Source organism: Microbacterium sp. NPDC058062 (assembly GCF_042885375.1).
GTDB classification, from domain to species: Bacteria; Actinomycetota; Actinomycetes; order Actinomycetales; family Microbacteriaceae; genus Microbacterium; species Microbacterium trichothecenolyticum_C.
The window spans coordinates 744,740-760,941 of record NZ_JBHVSC010000002.1 but is presented as its reverse complement, the minus strand read 5'-3'; the positions used below and the strand labels follow the sequence as shown (position 1 = coordinate 760,941).

Annotated in this window: 11 protein-coding genes; 6 read left to right on the top strand and 5 right to left on the bottom strand. The window is 71.6% G+C overall.

Going from position 1 to position 16,202, the window contains the following annotated elements; genetic code table 11:
* Positions 1 to 75 precede the first annotated feature (75 nt).
* Genes ACFVSU_RS08265 through ACFVSU_RS08255 form a run of 3 tightly spaced genes read left to right on the top strand, consistent with a single transcriptional unit; the run spans position 76 to position 7,051 of the window.
* Positions 76 to 2,124, top strand: coding sequence for a beta-galactosidase (locus ACFVSU_RS08265; protein ID WP_387140692.1), 2,049 nt, complete (start codon positions 76 to 78; stop codon positions 2,122 to 2,124).
* Complete coding sequence (yicI, locus tag ACFVSU_RS08260) at positions 2,121 to 4,499, top strand: alpha-xylosidase (RefSeq protein WP_387140689.1); 2,379 nt, start codon at positions 2,121 to 2,123, stop codon at positions 4,497 to 4,499. Before ACFVSU_RS08265 ends, yicI begins: the two co-directional genes overlap by 4 nt.
* Positions 4,496 to 7,051, top strand: a complete 2,556-nt coding sequence (locus ACFVSU_RS08255) for a glycoside hydrolase family 3 C-terminal domain-containing protein (RefSeq protein ID WP_387140686.1) — start codon at positions 4,496 to 4,498, stop codon at positions 7,049 to 7,051. The genes yicI and ACFVSU_RS08255 overlap by 4 nt, the downstream gene beginning before the upstream one ends.
* A 161-nt stretch (positions 7,052 to 7,212) precedes the next feature.
* Here the strand turns inward: ACFVSU_RS08255 and ACFVSU_RS08250 are convergent, their stop codons facing one another.
* On the bottom strand, positions 7,213 to 8,127 hold the full coding sequence (locus ACFVSU_RS08250) for a PmoA family protein (RefSeq protein WP_387140683.1): 915 nt from the start codon (positions 8,125 to 8,127) through the stop codon (positions 7,213 to 7,215).
* Positions 8,128 to 8,311: 184 nt separating this feature from the next.
* Here ACFVSU_RS08250 and ACFVSU_RS08245 point away from each other — a divergent pair, with 184 nt between their 5' ends.
* Complete coding sequence (locus ACFVSU_RS08245; RefSeq protein WP_387140680.1) at positions 8,312 to 8,593, top strand: GlsB/YeaQ/YmgE family stress response membrane protein; 282 nt, start codon at positions 8,312 to 8,314, stop codon at positions 8,591 to 8,593.
* A gap of 88 nt (positions 8,594 to 8,681) precedes the next feature.
* Here the strand turns inward: ACFVSU_RS08245 and pgm are convergent, their stop codons facing one another.
* The gene (pgm, locus tag ACFVSU_RS08240; protein WP_387140677.1) at positions 8,682 to 10,325 is read right to left on the bottom strand and encodes a phosphoglucomutase (alpha-D-glucose-1,6-bisphosphate-dependent); all 1,644 of its coding nucleotides are present in this window, start codon (positions 10,323 to 10,325) and stop codon (positions 8,682 to 8,684) included.
* Positions 10,326 to 10,518: 193 nt separating this feature from the next.
* Between pgm and pheA the strand changes: the two genes are divergently transcribed.
* Positions 10,519 to 11,499, top strand: a complete 981-nt coding sequence (gene pheA / locus ACFVSU_RS08235; RefSeq protein ID WP_387140674.1) for a prephenate dehydratase — start codon at positions 10,519 to 10,521, stop codon at positions 11,497 to 11,499.
* A gap of 229 nt (positions 11,500 to 11,728) precedes the next feature.
* Here the strand turns inward: pheA and ACFVSU_RS08230 are convergent, their stop codons facing one another.
* Positions 11,729 to 12,793, bottom strand: coding sequence for an LLM class flavin-dependent oxidoreductase (locus tag ACFVSU_RS08230; protein ID WP_387140671.1), 1,065 nt, complete (start codon positions 12,791 to 12,793; stop codon positions 11,729 to 11,731).
* A 106-nt stretch (positions 12,794 to 12,899) separates the two neighbouring features.
* A complete protein-coding gene (locus ACFVSU_RS08225) occupies positions 12,900 to 13,541 on the bottom strand; it encodes an NADPH-dependent F420 reductase (protein WP_387140668.1) in 642 nt (213 codons plus the stop codon).
* A gap of 116 nt (positions 13,542 to 13,657) precedes the next feature.
* Here ACFVSU_RS08225 and ACFVSU_RS08220 point away from each other — a divergent pair, with 116 nt between their 5' ends.
* Positions 13,658 to 14,644 carry an aldo/keto reductase gene (locus tag ACFVSU_RS08220; protein WP_387140665.1) on the top strand — a complete coding sequence of 329 codons (987 nt, stop codon included), beginning with the start codon at positions 13,658 to 13,660 and terminating at the stop codon, positions 14,642 to 14,644.
* A 21-nt stretch (positions 14,645 to 14,665) separates the two neighbouring features.
* On the opposite strand, the gene ACFVSU_RS08215 is transcribed toward ACFVSU_RS08220, so the two are convergent.
* The gene (locus ACFVSU_RS08215; protein ID WP_387140662.1) at positions 14,666 to 16,021 is read right to left on the bottom strand and encodes a cryptochrome/photolyase family protein; all 1,356 of its coding nucleotides are present in this window, start codon (positions 16,019 to 16,021) and stop codon (positions 14,666 to 14,668) included.
* Between the last annotated feature and the right edge of the window lie 181 nt (positions 16,022 to 16,202).

Genomic DNA, 16,202 nt, shown 5'->3' with positions numbered 1-16,202 from the left:
CGAAAGTTCGACGCTCTTCTCGCCGACAATTCCGTGACCGTCCGATCGAAACTCAGCGAAGAGGTTCCCCGCTCCATGGCCACCACGCCCGATCCGCGCCGCATCGACGCGTTCTCCGAGATCACCCGCGACCTCGGCATCTGCTTCGGCGGGGACTACAACCCCGAGCAGTGGCCCCGCGAGGTCTGGCAGGAGGACGCCGAGCTCATGGTGCGCGCCGGCGTCAACCTGGTGACGGTCGGCGTGTTCAGCTGGGCGCGACTCGAGCCGTCGCCGGGCGAGTACGACTTCGCGTGGCTCGACGAGGTGCTCGAGCTGCTCGACGCGCACGGCATCGCCGTGGACCTCGCGACGCCGACGGCGTCGCCGCCGCCATGGCTCGGCATCCTCCACCCTGAGACGCTCCCGGTGAACCCCGACGGCGTGCGTCTCGCGGCCGGATCGCGCAACCAGTTCACCCCGGCCTCGCGCGTCTACCGCGAGCACGCTCTGGCGATCGCGACCGCCCTCGCCGAGCGCTACGCCACCCACCCGGCCGTGCGCATGTGGCACGTCGGCAACGAGTTCGGGCAGATCGACTTCGGCGACGAGGCGGCGCGCGAGTTCCGGCTGTGGCTGCGCGGGCGCTACGGCTCGATCGACGCGCTCAACGCGGCGTGGGGCACGCTCGTCTGGGCGCAGGGCTATCGCGACTTCGACGAGATCCTGCCGCCGCGGCGCATGCCCTACCTCGTGAACCCCGCGCAGTCGCTCGACTTCCGCCGGTACACGTCGTGGGCGCTGCAGCGCGTGTTCACCGAGCAGCGCGACGCGATCCGCGCGACGGGCGCCACGCAGCCGATCACGACGAACTTCATGGGCTTCGAGCCGCTCACCGACCTGTGGGAGTGGGCCGGTGACGTCGACGTGGTCGCCGACGACGAGTACCCCGACCACGGCTCCGCGACCGCGTCGTCCGACATCGCGCTCGTGCAGGACCTCATGCGCTCGCTCGGGGAAGGTCGGCCCTGGGTGCTCATGGAGCAGGCGGTGAGCGCGACCTCGTGGCGCCCGCACAACCTGCCCAAGAGCCGCGAGCGCGCGCGCGTCGACTCGCTGCAGGCCGTCGCCCGGGGGGCCGACGCGATCTGCTTCTTCCAGTGGCGTCAGGCCCGCACCGGCGCGGAGCGCTTCCACTCCGCGATGCTGCCGCACGCCGGTGCCGACACCGAGGTGTTCGAGACGACCTGTGCGCTGGGCGCCGATCTGCGCCGGCTGCGGTCCGTCGTCGGCGGGCGGGTCGAGGCATCCGTCGCCCTCGTCTTCGACTGGCCGTCGCGCTGGGCCGCCGACGAACCGGGACGCCCGACGGAGCGGCTCGACACCCTCGAGCAGGTGCAGCGGTGGCACCGCGCGCTGTGGCGCCGCGGCATCGCCGTCGACCTGGTGCGTCCGGGCGCCGACCTGTCGGCCTACGCCGCGGTGCTGGTGCCGCACACGTACATCGTGGAGACGGATGCTGCCGCCACCCTCCGCGCGGCGGTCGAGCGTGGTGCGAGCCTCGTGGTGGGCCCGTTCTCGGGGGTCGCCGACGCCAACGCCGGCATCCTCACCGGTCGATCGCCGGTGCTGCTGCGCGACCTGCTCGGCGTCAGCGGCGAGGAGTGGGTCGGTCTTCCCGACGCACCCACCCCCGTTGTCGTGGAGAGGGCCTGGGCGACCGCGCCCGCGGCGGTCGAGGCATCCGATCTCGGTGAGCGCCTCCGTGCCGAGGGGGCCGAGGTGCTCGCCCGCTTCGGCACCGGGCACCTCGAAGGCGCACCCGCCATCACCCGCCACCGCGCCGGCGCCGGCACCGCCTGGTACCTCGGCGCCGTCGTCTCGGACGACGCGCTCGCCGCGGTGCTCGACGACGCGCTCGACGCTGCCGGTGTCTCGGGCGTCCTGCCCGACCGCGTGCTGCCCGACGGCGTCGAGGCGGTCCAGCGCGGCGCGTCCCTCTTCCTCCTCAACCACGGCGAAGGGTCCCGGAGCATCACGCTGCCCGGCCCGCGCCACGACCTCCTGTCGGACGCGGACGTCGAAGGTCAGCTGACGCTGGCCCCCGGCGCCGCCATGGTGCTCATCGAAAGGCACGCAGAGTGAAGTTCACCGATGGCTACTGGCTGACCAGGCCCGGCCTCGCCCCGCTGTACGCGGTCGAGGTCGACGACATCCGCGTCGACGAGGCGGCGGGCACGATGACCGTGTACGCACCGACCGCCGCGATCCGCGACCGGGGCGACACCCTCAACCGCGCGATGCTCACCGTGACGTTCTCGGCACCCGCGCCGGGCGTCGTCAAGGTGCGCGTCGAGCGTCACGCGGGCGCCGTGCACCGTGGGCCCGACTTCGAGATCTTCGGCGCGGAGGGCTTCCGGCCGACGATCACGGTCGACGAGAATGAAGGCGTCCTCGACGCCGGCCCCCTGAGGGTGCGCGTCGTGCGCACGGCGGGCCAGTGGCGCGTCGACTTCCACGAGGCCGATGGGCGCGTGCTCACGAGCTCCCTGCCGCGGTCGATCGGCCACTACACCGATACGACGGGCAAGAACGGCACCGCCGCCACCGCGGGCACGGCCGGCACCGCCGGCACGGCCGCCGGGGGCACGAAGCCCACGTGGGTGCACCAGCAGCTGAGCATCGAGCCGGGCGAGCGCGTCTACGGCCTCGGCGAGCGCTTCGGCGCGTTCGTCAAGAACGGCCAGGTCGTCGACACGTGGAACGCCGACGGCGGAACCTCCAGCGAGCAGGCGTACAAGAACGTGCCGTTCTACCTCACCTCGCGCGGCTACGGCGTGTTCGTCGACCACCCCGAGAACGTGTCGTTCGAGGTCGGCAGCGAGGTCAACTCGCGCGTGCAGTTCTCGGTGGGCGGCGAGTCCCTCGACTACTACGTCATCGCCGGCCCCGAGCCGAAGGACGTGCTGCGCCGCTACACGGCGCTCACCGGCCGGCCGGCGCGCGTGCCCGCGTGGTCGTTCGGACTGTGGCTCACGACGTCGTTCACCGCCAGCTACGACGAAGACACCGTGAGCGCCTTCGTCGACGGCATGGCCGAGCGCGACATCCCGCTCTCGGTGTTCCACTACGACTGCTTCTGGATGCGCGAGTACCAGTGGAGCGACTTCGAGTGGGACTCCCGCGCGTTCCACGACCCGGTCGGGCAGATCGCCCGCATGCACGAGCGCGACGTGCACGTGTCGCTCTGGATCAACCCGTACATCGCGCAGCGCTCGGCGCTGTTCCGCGAAGCGGCCGACAACGGGTACCTGCTGAAGCGCACCGACGGCAGCGTGTGGCAGTGGGACATGTGGCAGGCGGGCATGGGCCTCGTCGACTTCACGAACCCGGATGCCGCGGACTGGTACGTCGCGAAGCTGCAGGGTCTGCTCGATCAGGGCGTCGACGCCTTCAAGACGGACTTCGGCGAGCGGATCCCCGTCGAAGGCGTCGTGTGGCACGACGGCTCCGACCCGCACCGCATGCACAACTACTACGCGAAGCTCTACAACGAGGTCGTGTTCCGCGCGCTCGAACGGCACCACGGCGTCGGCGACGCTGTCGTGTTCGCGCGTTCCGCGACCGCGGGCTCGCAACAGTTCCCCGTGCACTGGGGCGGCGACAACGACTCGACGTTCCTGTCGATGGCCGAGTCGCTGCGCGGCGGCCTGTCGCTCGCGATGTCGGGCTTCGGCTACTGGAGCCACGACATCGGCGGGTTCGAGGGCACGCCCGACCCGGGCCTGTTCAAGCGCTGGCTCGCGTTCGGCCTGCTGTCGTCGCACTCGCGGCTGCACGGCTCGTCGTCGGTGCGGGTGCCGTGGGCGTTCGACGACGAGGCGGTCGACATCGCCCGCTCGTTCACGAAGCTCAAGATGCGTCTCATGCCGTACCTCGCGGGCGCCGCCGAGCAGGCCCATCGCTGCGGCACGCCGATGATGCGCCCGATGGCGCTGGAGTTCCCCGGCGACCGCTCGGGCTTCGACGCCGACACCCAGTACATGCTGGGCGATGCGCTGCTGGTCGCGCCGGTCTTCACCGCCGACGGCAGTGTCGAGTACTACGTGCCGGAGGGGGAGTGGACCTCGCTCCTCGACGGCTCGGTGGTCGACGGGCGTCGGTGGGTCGTGGAGACCCACGGTTACGACTCGGTGCCGCTGCGCGTGCGTCCGGGCACGGTGCTGCCGTTCGGCGCCGACGACACCCGCCCCGACTACGACTGGTCCGACGGCGTCACGCTCCGGTGCTTCGAGCTGCCCGACGGCTACGACCGCGAGACGCGGGTCCCCGGCCACGACACCAAGGGATCCATCGACGGCGTCGGGGCGACGACGTTCCGCGTCCGCCGCGAGGGCTCGGCGATCATCGCGTCGACGGACGACGCGCACGCCCCGTGGGCACTGCAGGTGGGCGACCGGATCGCCCGCGCCGCAGCATCCGGAGAGATCCGTATCGAGATCGAGGAGACCGCACGATGACCGACATCGCCACGGATGCTGCGACCACCGCGGTCGGCGAAGACCAGGCGCCCGGCCAGCCGGTGTTCCGGCAGGCCGACCAGCCCCTCGCGGCGCGCGCTCGCGACCTGCTCGACCGGCTGACACCCGACGAGCGCATCGCGATGCTGCACCAGGCCGCGCCCGCGGTCGAGCGGCTCGGGGTGTCGGCGTGGCACACAGGATGCGAGGCGCTGCACGGCGTCGCATGGCTCGGGCGTGCGACGGTGTTCCCGCAGTCCGTGGGACTCGCCGCGACGTGGGACACCGACCTCGTCGAGCGGGTGGGCGAGGTCGCCGCGGTCGAGGTGCGCGCGAAGCGCGCCGAGAACCCGATGGTCAGCCTCAACGTGTGGGCGCCGGTCGTCAACACGCTGCGCCACCCGGGCTGGGGGCGCAACGAGGAGGGCTACTCCGAAGACCCGCTCATCACCGCGGTGATGGGCACGGCGTACTCCCGCGGACTGCGCGGCGACCACCCGCGCGTCTGGCGCACGGTGCCTGCGCTCAAGCACTTCCTCGCTTACAACAACGAGACCGATCGCTCGGTGACCTCGTCCGAGATGTCGCTGCGCACCCTCCATGAGGAGGAGCTGCCCGCCTTCCGCGGCGCGATCGAGGAGGGCGTCGCGGGCGGCATCATGCTCGCCTACAACCGCGTGAACGGCGTCCCTGCGCACACGCAGCCCGAGCTCGTCGCGGAGGCCCGGTCGTGGTCGGACGAATCGATCGCGGTGGTGTCGGATGCCGGCGCCCCGACCTTCCTCGTCACCACCCAGCGCACCCAGCCCGACCACGTGCACGCCGCCGCTGCCCTCGTGACCTCGGGCCTCGACTCGTTCACCGATAACGACGCGAACGCGGCGCCCACCATCGGCTACGTGACGGAGGCGCTCGCCGCGGGCCTGCTCACCACGGCCGACGTCGACCAGGCCGTGCTGCGGCTGCTCGAGCTCCGCATCCGCACCGGCGAGTTCGACGGCGACGCCGACCCGTACGCGGGGATCGGCGTCGACGCCATCGACGCACCCGGGTCCCGTGAACTCGCTCGGGAGGCGGTGGCGCGCTCGGTCGTCGTGCTGCGGAACGACGCCGGCGTGCTGCCGCTCTCCCGGGCGTCACGGGTCGCTGTCGTCGGCCCGCTCGCCGACCTCGTGCTCACGGACTGGTACGCGGGCACCCCGCCGTACGCGGTCGGGATCGGCGCCGCCGCCGCCGAGCGCTTCGGCGAGGCCGAGGTCGTGACCGGCGCCGACACTCTCGCGTTCCGGGCCTCGTCGAACGGCCGCTATGTCGTGGCGAACGCCGACGGCTCGGCGGTCGAGGCGGCCGGCGACGCCGCGGCCGACGACGCGCTGTTCGACGTGACGGACTGGGGCGACGGCATCCTCACCCTCCGCTCCCACGCGAGCGGTCTGCTGCTCACCGGCGCGAAGTGGCCGATGCGCGCGGACGCGACGCGCGTGGGCGAATGGGTCGTGCAAGAGAGCTTCCGCAAGCACATCCACGCCGACGGCACGTGGTCGCTGCTGCACCTCGGCTCGGGCCGGTGGCTGCGGGTGTTCCGCGATTCGGGGCTGCTCGCCGCGGAGGCGGTCACGCTCGAGGCCGCCGAGCGGTTCGGTGTGCGCGTCGTGCGATCGGGCGCGGCCGCGGTGGCCGAGGCGGCCGCGCGTGCCGACGCCGTCGTCGTCGCGGTCGGCAACGACCCCCACCTCAACGGCCGCGAGACGGAGGACCGCCCGCACCTGCGGCTGCCCGCCGCCTGGGCCGAGGTGTGGCGCGCCGCGCGCGAGGCGAACCCGCGGGCGGTGCTCACGATCGTGTCGAGCTACCCCTATGTGCTCGCGGGTGTCGAGGCCGAGACCGTCGTGTGGTCGAGCCACGGCGGCCAGGAGCTCGGTCACGGCGTGATCGATGTGCTCTCGGGCGACGTCGAGCCGTCGGGCCGCCTCTCGCAGAGCTGGCCCGCCACCGAGGCGCAGGCGGGCGACCTGTTCGACTACGACACGCTCCGCCAGGGTGCGACCTACCGCCATCAGCCCGACGAGCCGACGTTCGCGTTCGGGCACGGACTCACCTACACGACGGTCGCGTACGAGTCGATTTCGATTCGGGATGCTGCGACCCCCGCACCTGCGCCGACCCATCGGCACGCCGGCTTCGCGCCGCGTGCCGACGAGTCCGTCGTGGACGCGGTCGTGCGGGTGCGCAACACCGGGGACCGCGACGCCGAGGAGCTCGTGCAGCTCTACGCGCTGCCTCCGGCGGGGCTTCCGCTGCCGGCGCCGCGCCGCGTGTTCGTGGCGTACCGCCGTGTGCGGCTCGCGCCCGGAGAGTCCCGCGACGTCGAGCTGTCGTTCTCGCCCGCGCGCCTCGCTGTCTGGGACGACGCGGTGCGCCTGCCCGGTGCCGTCGACGACTGGCTCCACGAGGGCGCGCTGCGCGTGCAACCCGGGACCTACGCAGTGGCCGCGGGCCCTTCGGCCTGGGACCTTCCTGTGCGGACCGAGCTGGAGGTCACCGCGGGCTGAGGTTGCGGCATCCCACCCCGCGGGCTTGCCCGCCGCCGCCGCCCGTTCCCAACAGGTCAACCGGGCTTCTGCAGGGACGTGTCGGCGCACGTGCTCCTGGAGAAGCCCGGTTGACCTGTCGGAGGGATGAGACGAGGAGCAGGGAACGTAGTCCCGCTCGACTACGGCGCGAGTTCCTCCGCCAGAGCCCGCGTCTCGGCCGGAGTCCACACGCGGTCGCCGAAGACGTGGCGATGCGCGAGCGACAGCTCGGCGCCCGGGGCCAGCACGACGTACTCGTCGAAGGAGGGCGACGGCGCCATCACCGGGATCGGCTCGCTGCGGACGAACCAGCGGATCGACGGCGCTCCGGTCGAGGTGCCCGCGAACGCGAGCACGGTGGCGCCGCCGTCCACGTCGTCATGCTCGCCCGAGAATGCCACCCACGGCGCGATCTGGCCCATCACTCCGTCGTCGCCGACGTCGTCGGGAAAGCCGCCGGCCAGCACGCGGCCGCCGGTCCAGGCACGAGGCATCCGGATCATGAAGCCGGTGTAGCCGGCGCCAGGGCGCCCCTCGGTCGTCGGGCTGCCGAGTTCGAGCTCGCGTCCGGACACGTTGCGCAGCGTCGTCGAGAAGTCGAGCATCCAGAGGCCGCGGTCGGTGTCGAGGCCGTGGAAGCGGTGCGTGCGGGTCTCGGCGAGCCATTCGTCGCCGCCCTGCGTGATCCACGTGAGCTCCTCGGTGAAGGAGACCTCGGGCCCGGAGTCGGCCACCGTCGTGAAGCCGTCGTGGCGGATGGTGCCGACGTTGTCGAGAAGCGCGTAGTCGCCGTGCTCGGGGCGGAACGTGTTCCCGCCCCAGAAGTTCTGGCCCGACACGTGGGTCCAGGTCATCTGGAGGCCCTTGTGCCACCGGTGGTCCCACGGGCGGAACCCGGTGAGCAGTGCGCCATCCAGCGCGCGCAGCGGGTGGAGGAAGGGCTTGGGGCCCTCGGAGATCTCGCCGCCGGGATCGAACGCGTAGCGCGCGATGTCGACGCCGGCAGCGGTGACGGTCAGGTCGGTCTGGTCGAGGCGGAGGGTGAGGTCGGTCACGGTCCCATTGTGGCCCAGATCACCGGAAAACGCTTGCCCGATCTGAGTGCGAACGCGTAATCTACCGCTCTCGAGGCGCGAGCGGTAGAGGCATCCCGGTGCAGGCAGGCGGCGATAGCGTCTTCGTCATCTCATACGAGGCCCCGCACCCCCCGCGGAGCCCACGGGAGAGAAGGAGAGAAACATGCTCTGGACCATCCTCGGCCTGATCCTCATCGGCCTGATCGCCGGCCTCATCGCTCGCGCCATCATCCCTGGCAAGCAGAGCATGGGCATCCTGCTGACGATCGTCCTCGGAATCGTCGGCTCGTTCGTCGGCGGGTTCCTCGGCTTCCTGCTGTTCGGAAGCGACCCCAACGGCGGCTTCCTGCAGCCGTCGGGCATCATCGGGTCGATCCTCGGCTCGATCATCGTGCTCGGCCTCTACGTGCTGTTCACGCGTCGCCGCGGCGTCGGCCGCGTCTGACCGGCGATTCCCGGCGCGAACGCACAGAACTTCGCCCGGACCCGTGCGCTCCCTCGCGCGGGTCCGGGCGTCGCTGTGTCAGCCGGGGTCAGGCGCCGGCGAGGGCCTGCGACACGACGTCGCGCGCCTCGGCCTGCACCTGCGCGAGGTGCTCGGGGCCGCGCAGCGACTCGGCGTACAGCTTGTACACGTCCTCGGTGCCTGACGGGCGCGCGGCGAACCACGCGTGCTCGGTCTGCACCTTGAGGCCGCCGATCGCGGCGTCGTTGCCCGGCGCGTGCGAGAGCTTCGCGGTGATGGGCTCGCCGGCGAGCTCGGTCGCCGTGACAGCCTCGGGGGCGAGCTTGCCGAGCGCCGCCTTCTGCGCGGGGGAGGCCGGGGCGTCCACGCGCTGGTAGGCGGAGGCGCCGAACTCGGCCTCGAGCTCGGCATAGCGCTGCGAGGGCGTCTTGCCGGTGACCGCCAGAATCTCGGATGCCAGGAGGCACAGCAGGATGCCGTCCTTGTCGGTGGTCCACACCGAGCCGTCCTTGCGGAGGAAGGATGCCCCCGCCGACTCCTCGCCGCCGAAGGCCACGGATCCGTCCAGCAGCCCCGGCACGAACCACTTGAATCCGACCGGGACCTCGAGCAGCTCGCGCCCGAGCGATTCGGCCACGCGGTCGATGATCATCGAGCTCACGAGGGTCTTGCCGACCGCAGCATCCGCCGGCCAATCCGGCCGGTGCGAGTACAGGTAGTCGATCGCGACCGCGAGGTAGTGGTTCGGGTTCATGAGTCCGGCGTCGGGCGTCACGATGCCGTGGCGGTCGGCGTCGGCGTCGTTGCCCGTGAGGATGTCGTACTCGTCGCGGCGACCGATGAGTCCGGCCATCGCCGACGGCGACGACGGATCCATGCGGATCTTCTCGTCCCAGTCGAGCGTCATGAACTTCCACGTCGGGTCGACGTCGGGGTTCACGACGGTGAGGTCGAGGCCGTGCACCTCGGCGATGAGCGCCCAATACTCGACCGACGCGCCGCCCAGCGGATCGGCGCCGATGCGCACGCCGGCCGAGCGGATGGCCTCCACGTCGATGATGTTCGCGAGATCGCGCACATAGGCGTCGCGGAAGTCGTACTCGCCCAGCTTGTCGCCGTCGAGGTCCTTGAACGGTGTACGGGCGACACCCGCGAGGTCCGCTGCGATGAGCTCGTTCGCGCGGTTCGCGATCCAGCCGGTGGCGTCGGTGTCGGCGGGCCCGCCGTTCGGCGGGTTGTACTTGAAGCCGCCGTCGCGCGGCGGGTTGTGGCTCGGCGTGACGACGATGCCGTCGGCGCGGGTCGGGTCCGCGGCATCCTTCCCGCGGTTGTAGGTGAGGATCGCGTGGCTGAGCGCGGGGGTGGGCACCCACGAGTCGCGGGAGTCCACGCGCACGTCGACGCCGTTCGCGACGAGCACCTCGATGGCGCTGCGCTCGGCCGGCAGCGACAGGCCGTGCGTGTCGCGCCCGAGGAACAGCGGGCCCTCGATGCCCTGTGCCCTGCGGTAGTCGACGATCGCCTGCGTCGTGGCGAGGATGTGCGTCTCGTTGAAGCTCGCCGACAGCGAGGAGCCGCGGTGCCCGCTCGTCCCGAACGCGACGCGCTGCTCGGGGACGGCGGGGTCTGGCTTGACGTCGTAATAAGCGGCGATCAGCTCATCAATGTCGATGAGGTCGGATGCTTCGGCCGGCTGTCCTGCGCGAGTCATGCGTCCCAGTCTGCCCGTCCTCGGCCTGCGGTGCACGGTCCGTGACACCCTGCGCGAGTGCGCGATTCAGGACCGGTGCGCCGCGCGGTCGGCGCGGCCCCCGGATTTCCGCGGGCGGGGTCGATGTCGCACGACGTCCGTCGTGAGTTACGGACGGGATCGGGCCCACGGGGCCCGGGCTAGGCTGGCACGCGTGACTTCCGAGGTCGCCTCCGCCGAGGCATCCGTTCCCGTCCGCCGCACGTACAGCTACCTGGGCCCCGCGGGCACGTTCACCGAGGCGGCGCTCGCCCAGGTGCCGGAGGCCCGCGGCCACGAGTGGCGGCCCGTGCGCAACGTGGGGGAGGCGCTCGCCGACGTCGTCGAGGGGCGGTCCGACGCCGCGATGATCGCGATCGAGAACTCGGTCGACGGCGGGGTCTCGACGGCGCAGGACGCCCTCGCGACGGTGCCCGGACTGCGCATCGTCGGCGAGTACCTCGTGCCCGTCGAGTTCGTCCTCGTCGGACGCCCCGGTGCGCGCCTCGAGAACATCTCGCTCATCGCCGCGCACCCCGTCGCGTACGCGCAGTGCCTGCAGTGGCTCTCGGCGGCGCTGCCCGCCCACGCCCACGTGCCGGCGGCGAGCAACGTCGCGAGCGCGATGGGACTGCTCGACGGCTCGAGCGACGCAGACGCGGCGATCGCCCCTCCCGGGATCCTCGAGCATCACCAGCTCGAACTGCTCGCCTCGAACATCGGCGACAACCCCAACGCGGTGACCCGCTTCGTGCTCGTGAGCCGCACCGTCGTGCCGCCGCCGCCCACCGGCGCCGACAAGACGTCGCTCATCATCGAACTGCCCGACGATCACCCCGGTGCCCTGCTCGAGATGCTGGAGCAGTTCGCCACCCGCGGCATCAACCTGTCGCTGCTGGCCTCGCGCCCCATCGGCGACGAGCTCGGCCGGTACCGCTTCGTCGTCGACGCCGACGGCCACCTCGAGGACGAGCGCATGGCCGACGCCCTGATGGGCCTGCGCCGCTTCAGCCCCCGCGTCACGTTCCTCGGTTCGTACCCCCGCGCCGACCGCGCCGTCGTGCGCTACCCCGAGCGCTACGCGGACGACGTCTTCGTCGAGGCGCGCGATTGGCTGCGGGGGCTCATCTCCGGGGAGCCCGAAGTCCAGGACTGAGGGGTTTCGGGCGGGGGTCCGCTGCGCGGGATCATCCTCCGGCGCGCGTTCCCGCTCCGTCGACTCGTCGACGTCTCCTTCGTCGGCGGCGACGAGCCGTCGGTGCCCGCCAATCCCGATGCCCGCGCGCTCTCCGGATGATCCCGCTCCGCTGCGCCTGCCGCGGACGTTGAGCGCGCGGGAGATGAGGGGGTGGGAAGGAAAGGTAGGCCGGGGTTCTGCGCCGCGTTCAGAGTTCCAGCTCGGCGGCCAGCAGCTCCAACGTCTGCAGGCGGCCGGGAGCGGCATCCATTGGCTCGGCCTCGTACGATCCGGCGATCGGCGAGATCATCACCTCGTCGACGCCGTGCTTCGCGGCGAAGGAGCGGAGATCGGATGCCACGGCCTCGGCCGTGCCGACGAACCACTTCGCGCGGGCCGAGGCCATGAAGGTGTCGCCGAGGCCGGCGAAGTCGGCCGCGTTCGCGAGGGAGTGCTCCACGGTCTCGAGCGGGACGAGGGGCTTGTTGGTGCGCAGGCGCGCCGTCATGCGGAGGTTGGGCAGGGCGCGGGCCTCAGCCTCGTCCTGTGTCGGGGCGACGAGCACGTTCGCGGTGAGGAACGTGCGCGGCGCGGCCAGGGCCTCGGAGGGGACGAAGGAAGAACGGTAGAGGTCGAGCGCGCGCTCGAGACCCTCGCCCGAGAAGTGGTTCGCGAACACGTACGGCAGGCCCAGTGAGGCGGCGAGCTGCGCGGAGTAATCGCTCGAACCCAGCAGCCACACCTCGGGCGTGGTCGTCGCGGCGGGCGTCGCATGCACGTCGTAGGTGCCGCCGGACGTGAAGCGCAGCGAGGCGCCGTCCGGCGCGACGAGCGACATGATGTCGCGCACGTGGTCCGGGAACCGCTCGACGTCGCTCGTGGTGCCGCTCTGGCGCAGCAGCTGCGTGATCACGGGGTCCGAGCCCGGCGCGCGCCCGAGCCCGAGGTCGATGCGGCCCGGAGCGAGCGCCTCGAGCGCCGCGAACTGCTCGGCCACGACGAGAGGGGAATGGTTCGGCAGCATGACGCCGCCCGACCCCAGCCGGATGCGCGACGTCCGCGCGGCGGCAGCCGCCGCGAGCACCGGGGGAGTGGTCGAGGCGACGGCCGGCATGTTGTGGTGCTCGGCGAACCAGTACCGGCGATAGCCGAGCCGATCCGCCGCCTCCACGAGGGACATGGATGCTGCGACAGCTTGCGCGCTCGTCTGCCCGGTGCGCACCGGAACGAGGTCGAGGACGGAAAGGGCCGGGGCGGGTGTCGCAGTGCTCATCGCTGAAGGCAACCCGCGCCCCGGCATCCGCATTCCGGATCGCCTCTCCCGCTCGTTGAGCGAGCGAGGAACGAGCGAGACGAAACGCGCCGAGCGCGATCGGAACTCAGGGCAGGCGGTTCGCCTTCGCGAGGTTGTCGCGCAGCTCGTCGGCGGTCTGCGCCACCACGTAGGCGGGGCGGTCGCGCTCGAGGCGCCACGACTCGCTCAGCGGACCGGCGCTCACGGTGTCGAAGCCCAGTGCGTCGTAGACGCCCGTGACGAAGTCGATCGCCTCAGCGTCGTCGCTCGCGGTGCCGAGTGCACGGCGCTGCGTGTCGCCCGCGGCGAGGCCGCCGGCGTTGATGTCGGACGCGTACAGGTGGTTGAACGCCTTCACGACCTTCGAGGTCGGCAGGTGCTGCTGGAGGAGCCCCGAGGTCGTCGCCTCTCCGCGGTCGAGGGCGTCGATGTGACCGTCGCGCTCGAAGTAGTAGTTGTTCGTGTCGAGCACGATCTTCCCGGCGAGCGGCTCGACCGGAACGTCCTTCAGCGCCTTCATCGGCACCGTCACCACCGCGATGTCGGCGGCCGCGGCCGCGTCGGCGGCGGTCGCCGCGCTCACCTTCGGCCCCAGTTCGTCGACGAGATCCGCGAGGCTCGCGGGTCCGCGTGAGTTCGAGATCACGACGTCGTAGCCGAGTCCCGAGAAGGCGCGGGCGAGCGCCCTGCCGATGTGTCCTGCACCGATGATTCCGATCGTGGTCATGTCGACCCGCAACCTCGGGGCGCAGCATCCCATTCCGGATCCGTCACGGAGGGATATTCAGGAAACGTTTTCGCGATTCGGCCCGCCACCTCACGAGGCCGTGTGACGATGTCCGCATGGATTACACCCACCTCGGACGAACCGGCACCTCCGTCTCGCGGATCGTGCTCGGAACCATGAACTTCGGCGACCGCACCTCGGAGGAGGACTCGTTCGCCATCCTCGACCGCGCGCTGGAGCTCGGCGTCAACTTCATCGACACCGCCAACGGCTACGGCGGCTCGGGTGGCCGCGGCGCCACCGAAGAGATCATCGGGCGCTGGTTCGCCGCCCGTCCCGGCGTCCGTGACGACGTCGTGCTCGCCACCAAGGTGCACTCGCCGATGGTCGATCCGACCGCCGACGGCGACGTGGTCAACGCTCGCGGCGCGTCCGCGTGGCAGGTGCGGCGCGAGGCGATCGGGTCGCTCAAGCGCCTCCAGACCGACCGCATCGACCTGTACCAGTTCCACCACATCGACCGGCACATCTCGTGGCAGGAGCTCTGGCAGTCGATGGAGGTGCTCGTCGCGAAGGGCGACGTCGTCTACACCGGCAGCTCGAACTTCGCGGCGTGGAACATCGCCCAGGCCAATGAGGTCGCGGTCCAGCGCCACTTCCTCGGGCTCGTGAGCGAGCAGTCGCTGTACAACCTCACGCAGCGCTCGATCGAGCTCGAGGTGATTCCGGCGGCGCAGAACTACGGCCTCGGCATCCTGCCGTGGTCGCCGCTCGCCGGCGGACTTCTCAGCGGCGGATCGACGGATGCTGCCGCCCGGTCCGGATCCGAGCGCATCACGTCGCAGCGCGCCGAGCGCCGCGACCAGATCGCCGCGTACGAGGCGTTCGCGCAGGAGCGCGGCTGGACCCCGTCGGCACTCGGCCTCGCGTGGCTGCTGCACCAGCCCGGCGTGACCGGTCCGATCATCGGACCCCGCACGGTCGCCCAGCTCGAGTCGGCCGTGACGGCGCTCGACATCCACTTGAGCGGGGAAGACCTCGCGGCGCTCGACGAGCTGTTCCCCGGCCCGGGCGGGCAGGCTCCGGAGGCCTACGCCTGGTGACGAATCGAGCGGGTCGTGCGCTCAGGAGCGCGCGGCCCGCTTGACGTGCTCGTACGCAGCGAGCGCCGCCTTGCGCGTCTCGCCGAGATCGACGAGAGGCTCGGGCCCGTCGTCGCCCAGCGACTCGGGGGCCCACTCGCGCTGGTAGTGCCCGTCGGCGTCGAACTTCTTCGCCTGCAGCTCGGGGTTGAAGATCCGGAAGTACGGTGCGGCATCGGCGCCCGAGCCGGCGACCCACTGCCAGTTGAACGGGTTGTTCGCCTCGTCGGCGTCGACGAGCGTGTCCCAGAACCACTCCTCGCCGCGCCGCCAGTCGATGAGCAGGTTCTTCACGAGGAAGGATGCCGCGACCATCCGCACCCGGTTGTGCATGTAGCCGGTCGTCCAGAGCTCCTTCATGCCTGCGTCGACGAGCGGGACGCCGGTGCGCCCCGACTGCCACGCCTCGAGGTGCGTGGGCTTGAGCCGTGGCCACGGGAACGCGTCGAACTCGGACCGCAGGTTCTTCGTCGCGAGCTCCGGGAAGTGGAAGAGCGTGTGCCACGCGAACTCGCGCCAGCCGAGCTCGGAGAGGAACCGCCCGCCGTGCCCGGCCTCGACCGTCTCGTGCCACACGGTGTACGGGCTCACCTCGCCCCACCGAAGTCGGGGCGATAACAGCGACGTCGCGCCGGCCGCCGGCTCGTCGCGCGCCCGGTCGTACGCGGCGAGGTCGTCGTCGAGGAATTCGCGCAGCCGCCGTCGCGCCGCGGGTTCGCCCGGCTCCCACGTCTCGCGCAGCCCGCCCGCCCAGTCGGGGCGGCGGGGGAGCAACCCCCAGTCATCGAGGGAATCGGATGCTGCGCCCCCGCGCACGCCGTCCACCTCGCGCGGCTCCGGCAGCGGTGCCCGCGGCGACGGGAGCGCGAGGCACGCGCGCCAGAACGGGGTGAACACGGAGAAGTGCGTTCCGGCACCGGTCTTCACGGTCCACGGCTCGAAGAGCAGCGAGCCGGCGAAGGAGGCGACCTCGACGCCCTCCGCGCGCAGACCCGCCTTGAGCGCGGCGTCGACCTCCCGCTCGGGGCCGCCGTAGCGCCGGTTCCAGAAGACGGCGCCGACCGAGGCATCCGTCACCAGCTCCCGTACGACGCGCTCGGCCGAGCCTCGGCGCAGGACGAGGGTTGCGCCGCGCTCGCGCAGCCGCTCGTCGAGGGACGCGAGCGAGTGGTGCAGCCACCACCGTGCGGCGCCGCCGAGCGGGCGGATGCCGGGCGACTCCTCGTCGAGCACGTAGAGCGCGATGATCGGCTCGCCGCGGTCGATCGCCGCGCGCAGCGCGGGGTTGTCGGCGATGCGGAGGTCATCGCGGAACCACACGATCGAGGGGCCGGCCATGGCTCCATCCTCGTCTGCCGCAGGCGGCGACATCCGGCATTGACAAACCGCGTCAAAGCGTCGGGCTGAACACCCCATCCGACGCCCGCGGACCGGAGAAGCGCTCGCTCCCGCCCGGCGGTTTGACGCCGGCCGTGGCTTGCGCTGGCTTGCGGGATCCTGCAAGTTCTTGCGTACACTG

Coding starts and splice junctions, on each gene's coding strand:
- ACFVSU_RS08265 (WP_387140692.1), top strand. CDS start 76: ATGGCCACCACGCCCGATCCGCGCCGCATCGACGCGTTCTCCGAGATC.
- ACFVSU_RS08255 (WP_387140686.1), top strand. CDS start 4,496: ATGACCGACATCGCCACGGATGCTGCGACCACCGCGGTCGGCGAAGAC.
- ACFVSU_RS08245 (WP_387140680.1), top strand. CDS start 8,312: ATGCTCTGGACCATCCTCGGCCTGATCCTCATCGGCCTGATCGCCGGC.
- pgm (WP_387140677.1), bottom strand. CDS start 10,325: ATGACTCGCGCAGGACAGCCGGCCGAAGCATCCGACCTCATCGACATT.
- ACFVSU_RS08230 (WP_387140671.1), bottom strand. CDS start 12,793: ATGAGCACTGCGACACCCGCCCCGGCCCTTTCCGTCCTCGACCTCGTT.
- ACFVSU_RS08225 (WP_387140668.1), bottom strand. CDS start 13,541: ATGACCACGATCGGAATCATCGGTGCAGGACACATCGGCAGGGCGCTC.
- ACFVSU_RS08220 (WP_387140665.1), top strand. CDS start 13,658: ATGGATTACACCCACCTCGGACGAACCGGCACCTCCGTCTCGCGGATC.
- ACFVSU_RS08215 (WP_387140662.1), bottom strand. CDS start 16,021: ATGGCCGGCCCCTCGATCGTGTGGTTCCGCGATGACCTCCGCATCGCC.